Raw genomic sequence first — 16,905 nt, 5'->3', positions numbered from 1 at the left:
GGTCACCGCGCGGGCCGGGCCGGGCGATCGTGTGCTGCGGTACGTACGTGCACCGCGGTACGCATGCGCCGGAGCAGCGCCCTGGAGCGGCCGGTCGCCCGGCCTTTCATGCGCTGCCACGCGCGGCGGTGGCGACTGGTGCGCAGTTCCGTGATGAGGAGTTCGTAACGGCGCAGTATGTGGTCGGGGTCGAAACGACGGGCGCCGGCCAGGGCCGCGGCCCCCATGGCCCGGCGGGCCGGCTCGTCGTCGATCAGCTGCAGCAACGTCTGCGCCAGGGCCTTGGCGTCCCCTTGGGGGACGAGCCGGCCGTCGACGCCGTCCTGGATGATCTCGGCAGGCCCGAGCGGGCAATCGGTGCTGACCACCGGGACCCCGCAACGCATCGCTTCGACCAACGTCATGCCGAACGATTCGGCATCGGACGCGGAAGCGACCAGGGACGCCTGGGCGAATTCCGCTTCGATCGGGGACCGGGCGCCCATCAGCGTGACGTGCGCGTCCAACGCACGGGCCTGGATGAGCTGCTGCAGCCGATCGCGCTCGGCGCCACCGCCGTAGATCCGCAGGCACCAGTCGGGGCGCTTGGCGGCGACGCCGGCGAAGGCGTCGATGAGCAGGTCGAAGCGTTTGCCGGGGACGAGCCGGCCGGCGGCCGCGATCACCTTCGCGGAGTGGTCGGCGGGCGGCACGGCCGGGGCCGGGACGATGTTGGGGATGGCCAGGACGCGGACGCCGGGCAGCGGCATGCGGGCACGGTAGACCGCGGCGTCCGCCTCGGTGGTGGTGATCACGGCGTCCAGCATGCGGTAGTGCCGGGCCAGTTCCCGGCGCAGTTTCTTGCTGTGCGCGTCGTGCCGCAGGTGTTCCTGGGCGATGCGCAGGGCGCGGCGCTGCCCGAAGCGCGCCAGGTAGACGTTGAGGCCCGGCCGTGTGCCGATGACGACGTCCGCGTCGGAGCCCGCCAGGTACTCCTGGACACGTACGTCGTGCAGCAGGCTGTACTGGTGGTGGCGTTTGTCGGTGGCCGGGAAGGCACGGGCGGGCTCGGCCCACCGTGGGTCCTGCGCGTCGGCGCTGCCGATGCGGCCGTCGACCAGCGGCACGATGCGCACCCGCGGATCCACCGCGAAGCGCGGCGTCTCTCGGTGCCGCCCCATCGAGACGACCGCCACCTCGTGCCGGTCGGCCAGTGCGGCCGCGAGGTTGAGCGTGGTACGGACGGTGCCGCCGATGGCGTACGCGTTGTGGAGGAGAAACACGATCTTCATGCAGGGCCTTCCCTCGGCGGCGCCGGACCGGCCGCACGGTAGGGCGCCACAGTGGCGGACGGAGGTAAGGCGGCGGCCCGGCCAAGGTGAGAGCCGGGTAAGAACTGCCGGTCGCGGCCGCCTCGCAGCGCGATCCGGCCCTCTCGACACGGCACAATTCCTGGTGTGCCCCAGACCGTGCTGCTCGCCGAGGACGACCGTGCCATTCGCCACGCCCTGGAGCGTGCGCTGACACTGGAGGGGTATGAGGTCACGGCCGTGGCGGACGGCGTCGAAGCGCTCGCGCAGGCCCACCGGCACCGCCCCGACGTGCTGGTGCTGGACGTCATGATGCCGGGCATCGACGGCCTGCAGGTGTGCCGCGTGCTGCGCGCGGAGGGCGACCGCGTACCCATCCTGATGCTCACCGCACTGGTGGAGCCGGCCGACCGGATCGCCGGTCTGGACGCCGGCGCCGACGACTACGTGGTCAAGCCGTTCGACGTGGAGGAGGTCTTCGCGCGACTGCGGGCCCTGCTGCGGCGTGTGCACGACGGCCCGGCGGGGGAGTGGCCGCAGCCGGCGGAACCACCGCTGACGGTGGCGGACCTGCGGCTCGACCCGCAGGCGCGACGCGTCTGGCGCGGGCAGCGGGAGCTGGAACTGTCCCGGACCGAGTTCGACCTGCTGGAGCTGCTGATCCGTAACGCGGACATCGTGCTGGACCACGCCGTCATCTACGACCGCATCTGGGGCTACGACTTCGGGCCCGGCTCGAAGAACCTGGCGGTCTACATCGGCTACCTGCGACGCAAGATGGACGGGCCGGGTGAGCCACCCCTGATCCACACCGTACGGGGCGTCGGCTACGTCCTGCGCGAGGTGTGACGTGCGACTCGTCCCCGCCAGCCTGCGCACCACCTTCGCCGCGCTCTTCGCGGCGGTCGCCGTCGCCGTCACCCTCACGGTCGGATTCCTCAGCTACAACGCCGCGGCGCGGTTGGTGCGGGTGGACGAGAAGTCGGTGTTCGACGAGGTCGTCCACGACCTGCAGCGACAGGTGCACCAGGAGCGGCTCACGGCTGCCGACTACGCCACGGCCGATCCCGACCACGACGGGCCGCGGGACGACCTCATCCGCCCCACGCGTACGGACGTCCAGGTGCTCGGCCCGCGCGGGACGGTCGCCGACCACGGCAGCCCCCGGCTCACGGTGCTCGACACCGACCGGCGGATCGCCGCCCACGACGTGGCCGGCACCACGTCACACGGGGAGCAGGAGCTGTCCGGTGACGAGTACCGCGTCGCGACCGTCGCACTGGGCGGTGGCCGCGGCGCCGTGCAGGTCGCCCAGCAGTTCAGTGACACCGAGGACTTGCTGAGGCAGTTGCAGCGACGCACCGCACTGCTCGCGCTGACGGTGGTCGTGGCGGCCGCACTGGCCGGCTGGTGGCTGGCGCGCCGGGTCACCGGCCGTCTCGTGCGGTTGACCGCCGCCGCCGAACAGGTGGCGGAGACCGGCGACCTGCGGATCGCCGTGCCGGTGGCCGGCCGTGACGAAGTCGGCCGCCTGGGGCGCTCCTTCGACCGGATGCTCGGCCGCCTGGCGCGTTCGGTGGAGGACCAGCGGCGCCTGGTGCAGGACGCGGGACACGAGCTGCGTACTCCGCTCACCTCCTTGCGTACCAACATCGCGACGCTCCGCCGCATCGACCGGCTGCCGGTGTCCGACCGCGAGGAACTGACCGCGGACCTGGCCGGTGAGGTACGCGAACTCACCGATCTGGTCAACGAACTCATCGAACTGGCCGCCGGCCAGCTGAACGACGAGCCGTACGTGGAGGTGTCCCTGGCCGACATCGCCGAGGACGTCGCGGCACGGGCCCGCCGCCGCACCGGGCGGGCCGTCGTCGTCGAAGTGGACAACACGAACAACGTGAACAACACAAACAACACAGACGACACGGGCGACACGGCCGGCACACTTGTCACCGGCCGCCCCGGCGCCTTGCAACGGGCCGTGACGAACCTCGTCGACAACGCCACGAAGTTCGACGCGGGCGGAACCGAGCCCGTCACCATCGTCGTCACCGGCACCCGCGTCGCCGTGCACGACCGCGGCCCGGGACTCACGGACGAGGAGTGCCACCGCATCTTCGACCGCTTCTACCGCGCCCCCACCGCCCGCGCCCTGCCCGGCTCGGGGCTGGGCCTTTCCATCGTCCGCGAGGTGGCCGGCGCGCACGGCGGCACGGTCTTCGCCGAGCGGCGCGACGGCGGCGGCGCGGTCATCGGCTTCACCATCGGCTGACCGGTGGATGAGCGGGTCCGGAGCGACCTGGGTTCCCGTTGCGGGAAACCCAGGCCGGCGCCGTTGACGGCGCTGTGGCGAACCGCGCTACGGCAGGATCACCTCAGGGCTGCCGCAGAACGGAGCGGACCGCGTCCGGTGAGCGGCCCACCACCGCGCTGCCGTCGTCCGCGGTGATGATCGGCCGCTGGATCAGGGTCGGGTGGGCGGCCAGCGCCTCGACCCAACGAGCGCGGTGGGCCGCTTCCCGCGGCCACGAGGCGAGGTCCAGCTCGGCGGCTGCGGGCTCGTTGGTGCGCGCGATGTCCCAGGGCTCCAGGCCGAGGCGGCGCAGCACCTCTTCCATCTCCTGAGCGGTCGGCGGGTCCGTCAGGTAGTGCCGCACGGTGTACGAGGCGTTCTCGGCGTCCAGCAGCGACAGCGCCGAGCTGCACTTGCTGCACGCGGGATTGATCCAGATCTCCACGACTGAGGTCTTTCGGTAGGTCTTGGCGCAGGGAGCGTTGTCGGGGCTCAGCCCGGCAGGCCGGTGAGGGTCAGGAATTCGCTGCGTGAGCGGGCATCGGTACGCAGCAGACCCAGCAGTGTGGAGGTCATGGTCGTCGTACCGGTGGCCTGGACGCCGCGCAGGGTCATGCAGGTGTGTTCGGCCTGGATGACCACTCCGACGCCCTTGGGCTCCAGTTGGGTCTGCAGCCAGTCCGCGACCTGCTTGGTGAGCCGCTCCTGCACCTGGGGGCGGCAGGCGAAGTGCTCCAGGATGCGGGCGAGTTTGGACAGTCCCAGGATCCGCTGGCCGGGGAGGTAGCCGATGTGGGCGGTGCCGACGAACGGCAGCAGATGGTGTTCGCACACCGATCGCAACGGGATGCTGCGGGCCAGGACCAGCTCGTCGTACCCCTCGTCGTTGGGGAAGGTCGTCAGGTCGAACGGGCGCGGGCTGAACAGTTCGGCGTAGGCGCGGGCCATCCGGCCGGGCGTACCGCGCAGGCTCTCCGAATCGGTGCTGATGCCGAGGGCGTGCAGGAACTGCGCGGCGGCCTGTTCGGCTGCCGCCAGATCCGTCTCCTGCGCGGTCGGGGAGACCACGTGCAAGGGCCGTACCGGGGGTATCTCCGGCTCGGCCGGCGCGGGCAGGGAGGGGGAGGTCCGGGTCATGTCAGCTGTCTCCGATTCCGAGTGCGGACAGCAGGACGAGGACCACAGTCACCACGGCGAACAGCCCGTGCGCGCCGACCACGGCGACGGGGAAGTGCCGCTCGGCGGGAGCGGTCTGCTCGGCGTCCGCCGGGGCGGTGGCGCGGGCCCGGTGGACGGGGAGCCAGCGGGCCAGCATGACGAAGCCGAGCAGCGCGACGGGGACCAGCAGGATGAAGGCGGTCCAGGCCAGCGCGTCCTTGTCGGCGAAGAGGTAGACGATCCATACGACCAGGCCGATCGCGGCGAGCGCGAAGTGGCCGAAGATCACCGGGACGGGCAGGTGGCTGCCGCCGCGGGCGCCGCCGCGTGCGAGCCAGGTACCGAGCATGTAGAAACCGCCGAGAGCGGTGATCACCCAGGTGATCAGTGCGGCGATGTCCATGAGGACTCCAGAGGATGGATGTGTTGGGAGGGGACAGAGAGTCGTTCGTGGCAGAGAAGCGGCCGGGAAGCGGAAGGGAAGTGACAGGGAAGCGGCAAGGAGTTGTGCGGCTCGGTCGGGGGTCAGTCGGGGGTCAGTCGGGGGTGCGTGCGGACCCGGGACGAGTGGGTGTGAACCCCTCGGCCTGGGTCGCCTCGTCCGCGACCCGGACGCCGTAGCGGTACGCGAGCTTGCCGCCGAGCCATCCGGACACGCCGAGCACGACGAAAGCGACGACGTTGAGCGCCAGCGGCCCGGCCGGCACGCTCCCGGTGGGCTCGGGGCCCGTCTGCCGCCACCGGAAGTTGCCCGCGTACGCGACGGTCACCAGCAGGTTCAGCGTCATGTGGAGCAGACCGATCCGGAACGCGCGGGTGCCGGTGGGGATGGCGAAGAGGTCCAGGAAGCCGACCAGCGCCGCACAGAGTGCGCCGATCACGCCGAGCGCGATCAACCACATCGCGCCTCGGGACAGAAAGGCCCCGTCGCCCACGAGGTGGGAAGCGATGTCGAAGACCAGGCTGCCTGCCCAGGCCCCGATCGGAACGGTGACCAGTATCGGATGGAACGGGTGCCCGTAGGGGCCGGCGAGTGCGGCACTGACCGGCTGCTTGGCCTGATGTGGCTGAGCCATCGCGGCCACCTCCTTATTTCACCAACAAATCTTGGTCTTATTCCGGGCGGCGGTCAAGCGCACCAGCCCACGCACGTGCGCTCCATGCATCGCTCACGCGATTTGGAGTTACCGTGAAGGGGTGGCTGCCGACCCGAATCCGCCGTCCTCCGCCGACGACACCGCGATCGACTCCGTCAGCGTGCTCGGCGAGAGCACCCGGCGGCAGATGTTCGCCTTCATCCGCCGCGCCCGTCGGCCGGTCACGCGCGACGAGGCGGCCGCCAGCGTCGGCATATCGCGCAAACTCGCCGCGTTCCATCTCGACAAGCTCGTCGACGCCGGCCTGCTGCGCGCCCGGTACGGACACCCCGCCGGCATCCGCAAGGTCGGCCGGCAGCCCAAGGTCTACGAGCCCACCGACACCCCGATACAGATCAGCATCCCCGACCGCCGCCACGAACTGCTGGCCGATCTGCTCGTCCAGGCCGTCGTGACCGAAGGCGAGGACGAGACCGCCGTCGAAGCGGCCCTGCGCACCGCCAAGGAGCGAGGCGAGCAGCTCGGATCGGAAGAACACGCGCACCTGCGCCCGGGCCGGCTCGGCACCGAACGCGGCCTGACCCTGTGCGAGCGCATGCTGGACCGCTACGGATTCGAGCCGGCCCGAGAGGCGCCCGACCGGGTACGGCTGCGCAACTGCCCCTTCCACCCCCTCGCCGCCCAGGCCCCCGACCTCGTCTGCGGCATGAACCACGCCTTCCTCACCGGATACCTCCAAGGGCTCCGCGCCCCGGCGGTCCAGGCGATCCTGGCCCCCAGCCCCGGCGAATGCTGCGTCGAGCTCCAGGACGCCACGGAAGACGGCGCATAAGCGGCGGACTGACGCTCGCCGCTACTGGCGCTTCCGCGTGCCGGCCGAGGCGAAACCGACGCAGCCGATCGAGGCGACGGAGACGCAGCCGACCGCGGCCCACTGAGGACGGCGACCATCGCCCGCGGCCTGACAAGCACTACGCAACACCGCCACCCGTGCCGCACGACTCGGTACACCGACGTCCGGCCGAAGGGGCAGGGGCGGCGGGCGGCGGGTGTCCTCGCCCCGCGGGGCCTCACGGCTGAGCGGAATCCGACTCCCGCTTCGGCTCCCGATCCGGCTGTGGCACCGGCCCCGTGGTCCCCCGGGGGATCAAGTGTGTGGGCAGTACGACGTGCCGTGTTGCATCGGCGGTCGGGTCGTCGATGAGGGTGTGGGCGAGGGTGCCGGAGGCGCGGCCGACTTCGATGGCGGGTTGGGCGATGGTGGTGAGGTCCAGCCACTCGGCGTGGTCGTGGTCGTCGAAGCCGAGGACGGAGAGGCGGTCGGGTACGGCGATGCCGGAGGAGCGCAGCACCGACAGCACCTCGATCGCGATCTCGTCGGTCTCGGCGAACACCGCGGTCGGTGGGTCGGCCAGGCAGAGCAGTTGCCCGACGGCCTCGGCGGTGGCGCGCCGGCCGCGGGAGGTGGCGACCACCAGGTCCTCGTCGTAGGGGAGCGCCGCTTCGGCGAGCGCCTCGCGGTAACCGAACAGGCGGGTGCGGGAGCTGCACGTGAAGCCGGAGTCGGGCGCCGCGCGGAGGAAGGCGATGCGGCGGTGGCCGAGGCCGCGCAGGTAGCGGGTGCCGCCGCGGGCCGCCGCGACGTCCTCGACGTACACACTGGCCCGGCCCGGGGCGTGCTGGCTGACGTACACCACCGGCACGCCCAGCCCGTCCAGCCGCGCGAACTCTTCTTCCGTCAGGTCGAAGGAGATGACCAGGAGGGCGTCGGCGTTGCGGCGGGCCGGCAGCTGGTCGAAGAAGGCGGCGCGTTCGGCGAGGTCCGCGACGCTGTAGACCTTCAGGTCCAGGCCGGCGTCGCGCAACACCTCGCTCAGACCGCGCAGTACCTGCCCGACGAACCACGAGCCGAGGGTGGGCGCGAGCACGGCGACCGTGCCGGTCTTGCCGGTGACCAGGCTGGACGCCTGCCGGGAGATCACGAAGGACAGCTCGCGGGCCGCCGCCTCCACCTTCGCCCTGGCTTCGTCCGAGACGGTGGACAGGCCGCGCAGGGTCCGCGAGACGGTGGAGACCGAGACTCCCGCCCGTTCGGCCACGTCGGCCATGGTGGGGTGACGCTGCGCTGGAAGCATGGTCCGGAACGTAGCACAGGTGTAGCACGCATGGACCCGGTCGGTGACAGCGTTATCATCGACGGGAAAGATCAGGAGTCCGGAGGGATCCCGTGTGCCCGGAGGGATCCGATCAGGCCGGGCGGGTTGGGCAATCTGCGGCAACCCGGCCATGTCGGCTGCTTCTTCGTACGAGTGGACGCCTCTTCCCGTTGCTGCGCACGCCATTGACAGCCCCTGAGGCCGTCCCTAGCGTGCAAGCGTTGTCAGGGGTGCTCCCCGAGAGCCTCCTTGCCGCACCCTCCCCTCAGCGTTCTCCCTCGGTCAGGAGCGCAGCGTCATGCCGTTGAGCCGCAGATCCCTCTTCAGAACCACCGCCGGGGCCGCCGTCCCGCTGGCCGCCGCGACCGGCTGCGGACGTGCCCTCGCACGCGGCCCGGACCTCTCGCACGTCACCGAGGTGCCGCGCGGCCCGGTCACCATCCGCTGGTGGGCCGGGCGGGTCGCGGCCCGCGACGGCAGTGACCTGCGACCCGTCCTGGTCAGCGCGTTCCGGCGGAAGTACCCCGACGTCACCGTGCGGCTGATCGCCGCGCCGCCGACCACGGACGTGTCCCGCGCGACCCTCACGACACAGGTGGCGAGCGGCAGCCCGTCGCCGGACGTCTACATGGGCGACCTGGCCTGGCCGGCCCAGTTCGCGCACAACTCGCTGGCCCTGGCGCTGGATCCACTGCTGCCGAAGGGCTATTGGCAGCGCTATCCCGAGGAGTTGGTGCGGGCGCTGACGTACCGGGGACAGGTGTACGCGTTTCCGTTCTACCTGGACGAGGCGTTCCTGTACTACCGCAAGGACCTGCTGCACAAGCACGGGCTGCGGCCGCCCGGTTCGTGGGAGGAGCTGGCGGCCACCGCCACCAAGGTCCAGCGGGCGGGCGACGCCGACTTCGGCTTCGTCTGGCAGGGCACGGTGTACGAAGGGCTGACCGCGAACGTCGCGGAGCTGGTCGCCGACGCGGGCGGCAGCATCCTCTCTCCCGACGCCCGCAAGGTCACCTTCGACGGCCCCGCGGGGGAGCGGGCCCTGTCGTACCTGCGCGACCTGATCACCCGTGGGGTGACCCCGCCCTCGGTGACGACCTTCGTCGAGCAGGACAGTCTGGACGCCTTCACCAGCGGCCGGTCGGTGTTCCTGCGCAACTGGCTGTACGCGTGGGGGGTGGCGGACAACCCGGCGTCCTCGCAGGTGGCGGGCAAGATCGGGGTGATACGGCGGCCCGGCTTCGAAGACGGCACGGGCGGCCGCAGCTGCCTGGGCGGCTGGTGCAACTACCTCAACCCGCACTCCCCGAACCTCGGCGCGGCCCTGGCGTTCGCCCGCTTCCTCGCCGAGGAGGAGGGCCAGTCGATCCTGGCCCGCAAGGCGGCCGTGCTGCCGCCGCTCCTCTCCCAACTGCACGGCAAGGCCATGGCCCGGTCGGCCAACCCCGCCTTCGCGCTCGCCCGCGACGTACGGCTGGTCGCCCGGCCGACCCGCACCCCGGAGTACCCCATGGTCAGCAAAGCGGTGTTCACACCGGTCAACGAAGTGCTCAGCGGGGGCATGAGCGTGCGGCAGGCACTGACCCGCGCCCGCGGCGACCTGCAGGCGGCGCTGCGTGGGGAGGCGCTGTGACGGCCCCTCGGCCGACCGGCCTCGCGCGCCGCCGGGCCCGCATCGGCTGGCTCTACACCACCCCGGCGCTCGTGGTGATCGCGCTGGTGACGATCTTCCCCATCCTCTACTCCGTCGTCCTCAGCTTCAGCAAGGTCCGCTTCACCTTCGGCGGCCTGCACGTCGAGGAATGGACGCTCGGCAACTACACGACCATGCTGGCCAGTCCGGCCTGGCTGGAGGCGCTGCTCTTCACGGTCGGGTACACGCTGGTGACGGTCGCCGTGGAGATCGCCCTCGGCATCGCGGTGGCGGTGTTGCTGGACCGGCTGGAGGCCGGACGCGGCTGGATCCTCGCCCTGCTGCTCATCCCCTGGTCGCTGATCACGGTGGTCTCCGCGCAGCTGTGGGACTTCCTGTACGACGCCACCTTCGGCGCCGTGACCTGGCTGTTCGGGCTGGTCATGGACCAGCCGCCGGTCATCCTCGGCACGCCCGTACCCGCGATCACGGGGATGGCGGTCGCCGACATCTGGAAGACCACGCCGTTCGTCGCGGTGATCATCCTGGCCGGCCTGGTACGCATCCCGCAGGAGCGCTACGAGGCGGCGGAGGTGGACGGCGCGGGAGCGTGGACCACCTTCTGGAACGTCGTCCTGCCCGCACTGCGCCCGGTGGTGTCGGTGGCGGTCCTCTTCCGCGTCCTCCAGGCCTTCGGCATCTTCGACCTGCCGTTCGTCCTCACCCAGGGCGGCCCCGGCACGGCCACCCAATCCCTCGCCGTACTCGGCTACAAGACGCTCTTTCAGAACCTCGACATCGGCATGGGAGCGGCGATCGCCACGAGTACGGGCGCACTGGTCATCGTGGGCTGCCTGTTGTGCCTGCGGATGTTCCGCAACCAGGTCGACGAAGGGGGTGCGGCATGAGCGTCAGGCGCGGCCGCGGGCGCACGGGCGTGCGCCGGTATGTGAACGTGGTGAACCTCGGGGCGCTGATGCTGGTCGCGGTGACCGCCCTGCCACTGCTGTGGATGGCGGTGACCTCGTTCAAGACGGCGCGGGAGAACGGCACGCTCCCACCGACCCTTGTCCCGCACCACCCCACCCTGGCCAACTACCGGCAGGCACTGGGCTCGGCAGGCTTCGACGGCTATCTGCTCAACAGCGCGGTGGTGGCCGTCAGCGCCACCGCCCTCGTCCTCGGCCTCGGACTGTTCGCCGGATACGCGCTGGCCCGCATGCCGATGCGTGGCCGCGGCCCGGTGATGACCGCGCTGTTGATGATCTCCGTCTTCCCGACCATCGCGGTGGTCACCCCGCTGTACCTGGTCGAACGCCAACTGGACCTGCTCAACAGCTACTGGGGCCTGATCATCCCGTACACCGCCTTCCACCTGCCGTTCGCGATCTGGATCCTGCGCAACTCGCTGCTGGGCATCCCGTACGAACTGGAGGAGGCGGCGACCGTGGACGGCGCGGGGCCGACCCGCACACTGCTGTCCGTGATCCTGCCGCAGGCCCGGCCCGCGCTGTTCACGGCCGGCGTGTTCACCTTCACCGCCACCTGGACGGAGTTCCTGATGGCGCTCACCTTCAACAGCGAGGACGCCTACCGCACCGTGCCGGTGGGCATCGCACTCTTCAGCAGCCAGTACGAGATCCCGTACGGGACGATCTTCGCCGGCGCGATGGCCGCGACCGTACCGATCGCCCTCCTCGTCCTGGTCTTCCGGCGCGCCGTACTGTCCGGCCTGACCGACGGCGCGGTCAAGGGATGACCGGATCGACCTCCGATGTGCCCGACCTGCTTCCCGAAGGAGTCTTCGTGACCGTCCCCGCCTCGCCCGATCTGTCCTCGCAAGACCCCGACTGGTGGCGGCAGGCCGTCATCTACCAGGTGTATCCGCGCAGCTTCGCCGACAGCGACGGCGACGGCATCGGCGACCTGCCCGGCATCACCGCCCGGCTGACCCACCTCGCCGCCCTCGGCGTGGACGCGCTGTGGCTGAGCCCCTTCTACCCCTCCGAACTGGCCGACGGCGGATACGACGTGGCCGACTTCCGCGACGTCGACCCGCGGCTGGGCACCCTCGCCGACTTCGACGCGATGGTCGCCGAAGCACACCGGCTGGGCTTGAAGGTGTTGGTGGACCTGGTGCCCAACCACACCTCCGACCAGCACGTATGGTTCCAGGAGGCGCTGGCGTCGCCACCCGGCTCGGCGGCCCGCGCGCGTTACGTCTTCCGCGACGGGCGCGGCGAGAACGGCGAGCTGCCGCCCTCGGACTGGGTCTCGCGGTTCGGCGGCAGCGCCTGGCAGCGGGTGCCGGACGGCCAGTGGTACCTGCACCTCTTCGCCCCCGAGCAGCCGGACCTGGACTGGAGCAACGAAGAGGTCCGCGAGGACTTCCGGCACACGCTGCGCTTCTGGTCCGACCGCGGGGTCGACGGCTTCCGCATCGACGTGGCGCACGGGCTGGCCAAGGACCTCGCCGAACCGCTGCGCGACATGGGCGAGAACCAGTTCAAGGGCGACCACGACCTGATGCCGGACGGCACCCACCCGCACTGGGACCGGGACGAGGTGCACGAGATCTACCGGGACTGGCGCATCGTCCTGGACTCCTACACCCCGCCGCGGATGGCGGTCGCCGAGGCCTGGGTGAAGAACTCCCGCCGGGTCCTCTACACCCGGCCCGACGAACTCGGCCAGGCCTTCAACTTCGAATACCTCCAGGCGGAGTGGACGGCCCGCGCGCTGCGCAAGGTCATCACCGAGTCGCTGGCCACGGCCGCCGCCGCGGGCGCCTCGGCGACCTGGGTGCTCTCCAACCACGACGTCGTACGACACGCCTCCCGGTACGCACTGCCCCTCGGCACCGACACCGACGCCTGGCTGCTGAGCGGCGGCAAGGACCCGGCCCCCGACCCGGAGCTGGGCCTGCGCCGAGCCCGCGCCGCGACCCTGCTGATGCTGGCCCTGCCCGGCGCCTCCTACGTCTACCAGGGCGAGGAACTGGGCCTGCCGGAGGTCGCCGACCTGCCCGCCGAGGCGCTCCAGGACCCGGTGTGGGAACACACCGGGCACACCCGCAAGGGTCGGGACGGCTGCCGGGTGCCGCTGCCGTGGGCCAGGGAAGGCGCCTCGTACGGCTTCGGGCCCGGCGGCACCTGGCTGCCGCAGCCGCCCGTCTTCGCAGAGCTGTCGGTGGCGGCCCAGGACGGCGTCGAGGGCTCCACACTGGAGCTGTACCGCACGGCCCTGCGGCTCCGGCGCGAGCTCCAGGGTGACGAGTCGCTCGAATGGCTGACACCGCCCGACGAGACGGCGACGGACGGCCCGGCGGGCGACGGCACCGCCGACCTCATCCACTTCGCCCGCTCCACCGGCTGGCAGTGCCTCGCCAACCTCTCCGACCGGCCCGTACCACTCCCCGCCGGCCACCTGCTCCTCACCAGCGCCCCCCTGACCGACGGGCTTCTGCCCCCGGACACCACGACCTGGCTGCGCATCGAGGGCTGACCTCCCGGCGTACACCGACGCCGGATACAGGCGGTGCGACCGGGTGTGCGGGGCGGCGCTCCCGGTCGCGCTGCTCGCCGGATCTTGGAAGAGTGAGGTGGTGGGACAGGTGTGACCAGGCGAGAGGAGCGGCTGCCATGGGAGGACAGGTTCCCGCGGAGAGCCTGGAGGCCCGGCCGCTGCGCGAGGACAGCGCCCCGGCCTGGCTGGAGCTCCACCATGCCGTCGAGCGGGCCGACGCGACCGGCGAGCACGCCGATACCGAGGAGTTCCTGGAAGTGCTGGCCGACCCCAAGCTGGACCCGGACCGGGACAGCCTGGGGCTGTGGGACGGGCCGCGCCTGGTCGCGTACGCCGTGCTGCACACGCCGCACGGAGCGCTGGACGCGGCCCGCTTCCAGGGTGACGCGCAGGTCCACCCCGGCTGGCGGCACCGCGGCATCGGGGACCGGCTCTTCGCGTGGCTGGAGGAGCGTGCGCAAGCCCGGCAGGCGGCGGACGCCGAGCTGTCCGGCCTGCGGGGTGAGCTGCTGCTCGAAGGGATGGCGGACCAGGAGGACCTGGCGAAGCTGGCCGAGCGGCGCGGGTTCACCCCCTGCCGCTGGTGGTTCCGCATGAAGCAGCCGCTGGACGGCGGCCGCCCCGAGCCCCGCCCGGCTCCCGAGGGCACCCGTCTCGTGACGTACGAGGCGGCGTACTCGGAGGCCACCCGGCTCGCGCACAACGACGCGTTCCGCGACCACTGGAACTTCACCCCCTTCGACGAGACCGACTGGCAGACCTGGGTCACCGGAGCCAAGGCGTTCCGGCCCGCGATGTCACGACTGCTGGTGACGGACGAAGGTGTGGCGGACAAGGAAGTGGCGGACAAGGAAGTGGCGGCGTACCTCCTGGCGGAGGAGAGCACCGCGGAGACCGCAGCAACGGGCAGCCGGGACTGCCACGTCGGCTACCTCGGCACCCGGCGGGCCTACCGCGGCCGGGGCGCTGCGCCCGCGCTGCTCAGAGAGGTACTGCGCACTGCGCGTGACGCCGGGTACGACACGGTGTCGCTGACCGTGGACACCGCCAATCCCTCCGGTGCGTTGGGTTTCTACGAGGAGTCGGGGTTCGTGGTGGAACGCGAAACCGTCACCTACACCCGCCCCTTGGCCGCGTCCCGCCCGTCCTGAGGCATCCCTCCGGCCCCTCCGGCGGATTCGAAGCGACGGGCGACCAATCCGGCAGCGCCGTGGCTCCGAACCAGGGGTGTGAAGCAGCGAAACGGAGAGCTTGGGCGACGGGCCCTGGCTTCGTCGGGTGGACTGGTCGCCGGTTACGCGGCGCTGGCCGTGGCGGAGCTGGTGTCCGTGGCCGTGCGGCCGGAAGCGAGCCCGGTCACGGCGGTCGGCGGCGCGGTCATCGACCGGACCCCGGCCGCGGTGAAGGACTGGGCGATCCGCCAGTTCGGCACCGCCGACAAACTGGCGCTGCAACTGGGCATCCTGGGCGTACTCGCCGTCCTCGCCGGTGTACTGGGGCTGCTGGGCCTGCGGTACCGGCGATCGGCATCGGCCGGCGTGCTGCTCTTCGGCGTGGCCGGAGCCGTCGCCGCGACGGGGCGGCCGGACACGGTGGGAGCCGTCGACGCCGTGCCGTCGCTGGTCGGGGCCGTCGCGGGAGCAGGAGTGCTGTACGTGCTCCGCGCGCGGCTGCCGGTGGGTGCGGGTGGCGGTACGGGCCAGGGTGCGGGAAGGAAGACGGAGGGCTCGGAGCCGGAAAGGGAGACGGAGAGCTCGGAGCCTGAGCGGTCCTCGGAGCCTGAGCGGTCCTCGGGGCCGGGTCCCGGGCGCAGGGGGTTCCTGATGGCGGCCGGTGCCGTCACCGCCGTCTCCACCGGGGCCGGGCTGTGGGGCCGGCGGCTGAACGCCTCGGCGTCGGTTGATGCGGAGGCGTCCCGTGCAGCGGTCGAGCTGCCGGCCCCCGACTCACCGGCGCCGCGCCTGCCCCGCGGGGTGGATCTGAAGCTCCCCGGACTGACGCCGTACCGGACCCCGACCCGGGACTTCTACCGGGTCGACACGGCGCTGACAGTGCCGCGCCTGGACGCCGGACGGTGGCGGCTGCGCATCCACGGCAAGGGGGTGCGCAACCCACTGACGCTGGACTTCGACGCGCTGCTGCGACGCCGGCTGATCGAGCGGGACGCCACCATGACCTGCGTGTCCAACGAGGTCGGCGGCCCCTACGTCGGCTCGGCCCGCTGGCTCGGCGTGCCACTGGCCGAGGTGTTGCGGGAAGCAGGCGTACGGCCGCCCTCCCAGGGCGGACGCGCCGACCAACTGGTGGCCCGATCGGTGGACGGCATGACCCTCGGCACGCCGGTGGAGACCGTCATGGACGGCCGCGACGCGATGCTCGTGGTGGGCATGAACGGTGAGCCGCTGCCCTTCGAGCACGGCTTCCCGGTCCGCATGCTGGTGCCCGGTCTGTACGGCTACGTATCGGCGTGCAAATGGCTCCAGGACCTGGAGCTGACCACGTTCGCGGCGTACGACACCTACTGGGTCGAGCGGAAGTGGGCGCGCAAGGCGCCGATCAAGACCGAGTCCCGGATCGACACCCCCAGGCCGTTCGCCTCGCTCAAGACCGGCACCGTCACGGTCGCCGGAGTGGCCTGGGCGCAGCACAAGGGCATCGAGCGGGTCGAAGTACGGGTGGACGACGGCGGCTGGCACGAGGCGGAGCTGGCCGCACAGGGCCCGGTCGACACCTGGCGGCAGTGGATGTGGCGGTGGCCGGCCAAGCCCGGCACCCACACCCTCCAGGTCCGCGCCACCGACCGCACCGGCGCCACCCAGACCTCCGCCCGGGCCCGTCCCATTCCTGACGGTGCGTCCGGCCACCACTCGGTGGTGGTCACCGTGACCTGACCCACTGACCCGACTCGGCCTGATCAGCCTGTCCCGACTCGACCTGACCTGACGTGACTTGGCCTGACCCATCGTCCCTTCTGCATGAGGAGAAGAACACCATGAACACCCTGCGTATGCGCCGTACCGTCCTCGCCGTCACCGCCGCCGCGCTCCTGCCCGTCTCACTGGCCGCCTGTTCCAGCGACGACGGGGGACAGGACAAGGCGTCGAACTCCGACTCGTCCGCCGCGCCCAAGGGATCCAAGAGCAAGTCGATGGACCCGATGGCCGGCCCGTTCGGCCCTGCCTGCGCCACCGTCCCCAAGGAAGGCAAGGGCAGCTTCGACGGCATGGCCCAGGACCCGGTGGCCACCGCCGCATCGAACAACCCCGCACTTTCCACGCTGGTCTCCGCCGTGAAGAAGGCCGGCCTGGTCGACACCCTGAACAACGCCGAGAACATCACGGTCTTCGCGCCGACCAACGACGCCTTCGACAAGCTGCCCAAGGACCAGCTGAACAAGGTCATGAACGACAAGGAGCTGCTGACCAAGATCCTCACGTACCACGTCGTCGGCCAGAAGCTCACTCCGAAGAAGCTGGAGAACGGCAGCTACCCGACGCTGGAGAAGAGCAAGCTCAGCACGTCCGGTTCCGGCACGTCGTACAAGGTCAACGGCGTCTCGAACGTGGTCTGCGGCAATGTGCCCACCGCCAACGCCACCGTCTACATCGTCGACAACGTCCTGATGCCGAAGGGCTGATCCCGATCCCTGAGTCCCTGGCCTCCGGGCCGGTACCGGGCGGGCGTCCCCGTGGGGGACGCCCGCCCGGTCGACCAATCCGGTCGGTCGCCCGCTCCGAATCCTCAGGGACAGGCG

At 71.3% G+C, this 16,905-nt stretch carries 16 protein-coding genes; 10 read left to right on the top strand and 6 right to left on the bottom strand.

What is annotated here, in order from left to right; all coding sequences use genetic code 11:
• Window positions 1–2: 2 nt before the first annotated feature.
• Entirely contained in the window at window positions 3–1,271 is a 1,269-nt protein-coding gene (locus IF20_RS32920) for a glycosyltransferase family 4 protein (RefSeq protein WP_052869091.1), read from the bottom strand.
• A 165-nt stretch (window positions 1,272–1,436) separates the two neighbouring features.
• On the opposite strand from IF20_RS32920, the gene IF20_RS32915 reads away from it, so the two are divergent.
• Together IF20_RS32915 and IF20_RS32910 are read left to right on the top strand one after the other, a co-directional pair.
• Entirely contained in the window at window positions 1,437–2,138 is a 702-nt protein-coding gene (locus tag IF20_RS32915; protein ID WP_052869090.1) for a response regulator transcription factor, read from the top strand.
• A gap of 1 nt (window position 2,139) precedes the next feature.
• Window positions 2,140–3,561: a HAMP domain-containing sensor histidine kinase gene (locus IF20_RS32910; protein WP_052869089.1), complete on the top strand. Its 1,422-nt coding sequence runs from the start codon at window positions 2,140–2,142 to the stop codon at window positions 3,559–3,561.
• A gap of 103 nt (window positions 3,562–3,664) precedes the next feature.
• Here IF20_RS32910 and IF20_RS32905 read toward each other — a convergent pair whose 3' ends face one another.
• The 4 genes from IF20_RS32905 to IF20_RS32890 form a co-directional block, all read right to left on the bottom strand.
• The gene (locus tag IF20_RS32905) at window positions 3,665–4,027 is read right to left on the bottom strand and encodes an ArsC/Spx/MgsR family protein (RefSeq protein WP_052869088.1); all 363 of its coding nucleotides are present in this window, start codon (window positions 4,025–4,027) and stop codon (window positions 3,665–3,667) included.
• Between the two features lie 47 nt (window positions 4,028–4,074).
• Complete coding sequence (gene folE, locus IF20_RS32900; protein ID WP_234426918.1) at window positions 4,075–4,719, bottom strand: GTP cyclohydrolase I FolE; 645 nt, start codon at window positions 4,717–4,719, stop codon at window positions 4,075–4,077.
• A 1-nt stretch (window position 4,720) separates the two neighbouring features.
• Entirely contained in the window at window positions 4,721–5,143 is a 423-nt protein-coding gene (locus tag IF20_RS32895; protein WP_052869087.1) for a hypothetical protein, read from the bottom strand.
• 133 nt (window positions 5,144–5,276) lie between these two features.
• The gene (locus IF20_RS32890) at window positions 5,277–5,816 is read right to left on the bottom strand and encodes a DUF2231 domain-containing protein (protein WP_052869086.1); all 540 of its coding nucleotides are present in this window, start codon (window positions 5,814–5,816) and stop codon (window positions 5,277–5,279) included.
• Between the two features lie 121 nt (window positions 5,817–5,937).
• On the opposite strand from IF20_RS32890, the gene IF20_RS32885 reads away from it, so the two are divergent.
• A complete protein-coding gene (locus IF20_RS32885) occupies window positions 5,938–6,669 on the top strand; it encodes a helix-turn-helix transcriptional regulator (RefSeq protein ID WP_052869085.1) in 732 nt (243 codons plus the stop codon).
• A gap of 238 nt (window positions 6,670–6,907) precedes the next feature.
• Here IF20_RS32885 and IF20_RS32880 read toward each other — a convergent pair whose 3' ends face one another.
• Entirely contained in the window at window positions 6,908–7,972 is a 1,065-nt protein-coding gene (locus IF20_RS32880; RefSeq protein WP_324605609.1) for a LacI family DNA-binding transcriptional regulator, read from the bottom strand.
• Between the two features lie 325 nt (window positions 7,973–8,297).
• Here IF20_RS32880 and IF20_RS32875 point away from each other — a divergent pair, with 325 nt between their 5' ends.
• The 7 genes from IF20_RS32875 to IF20_RS32845 all read left to right on the top strand — a co-directional run bounded on the left by IF20_RS32875 (window position 8,298) and on the right by IF20_RS32845 (window position 16,788).
• Entirely contained in the window at window positions 8,298–9,626 is a 1,329-nt protein-coding gene (locus IF20_RS32875) for an extracellular solute-binding protein (protein ID WP_199896867.1), read from the top strand.
• The gene (locus IF20_RS32870) at window positions 9,623–10,534 is read left to right on the top strand and encodes a carbohydrate ABC transporter permease (RefSeq protein WP_052869082.1); all 912 of its coding nucleotides are present in this window, start codon (window positions 9,623–9,625) and stop codon (window positions 10,532–10,534) included. The genes IF20_RS32875 and IF20_RS32870 overlap by 4 nt, the downstream gene beginning before the upstream one ends.
• On the top strand, window positions 10,531–11,385 hold the full coding sequence (locus IF20_RS32865; RefSeq protein ID WP_052869081.1) for a carbohydrate ABC transporter permease: 855 nt from the start codon (window positions 10,531–10,533) through the stop codon (window positions 11,383–11,385). Before IF20_RS32870 ends, IF20_RS32865 begins: the two co-directional genes overlap by 4 nt.
• Window positions 11,382–13,130 carry a glycoside hydrolase family 13 protein gene (locus tag IF20_RS32860; protein ID WP_110944770.1) on the top strand — a complete coding sequence of 583 codons (1,749 nt, stop codon included), beginning with the start codon at window positions 11,382–11,384 and terminating at the stop codon, window positions 13,128–13,130. The genes IF20_RS32865 and IF20_RS32860 overlap by 4 nt, the downstream gene beginning before the upstream one ends.
• Window positions 13,131–13,267: 137 nt before the next feature.
• Complete coding sequence (locus IF20_RS32855) at window positions 13,268–14,302, top strand: GNAT family N-acetyltransferase (RefSeq protein WP_052869079.1); 1,035 nt, start codon at window positions 13,268–13,270, stop codon at window positions 14,300–14,302.
• A 78-nt stretch (window positions 14,303–14,380) separates the two neighbouring features.
• Window positions 14,381–16,042, top strand: a complete 1,662-nt coding sequence (locus tag IF20_RS32850; RefSeq protein ID WP_052869078.1) for a molybdopterin-dependent oxidoreductase — start codon at window positions 14,381–14,383, stop codon at window positions 16,040–16,042.
• Between the two features lie 101 nt (window positions 16,043–16,143).
• A complete protein-coding gene (locus IF20_RS32845; RefSeq protein WP_052869077.1) occupies window positions 16,144–16,788 on the top strand; it encodes a fasciclin domain-containing protein in 645 nt (214 codons plus the stop codon).
• The last annotated feature ends 117 nt before the right edge of the window (window positions 16,789–16,905 follow it).

This window comes from Streptomyces niger (assembly GCF_000718305.1).
Taxonomy (GTDB): Bacteria; Actinomycetota; Actinomycetes; order Streptomycetales; family Streptomycetaceae; genus Streptomyces; species Streptomyces niger.
The sequence above is the reverse complement of the archived record's forward strand: the minus strand, read 5'-3'. Positions and strand labels throughout refer to the sequence as shown.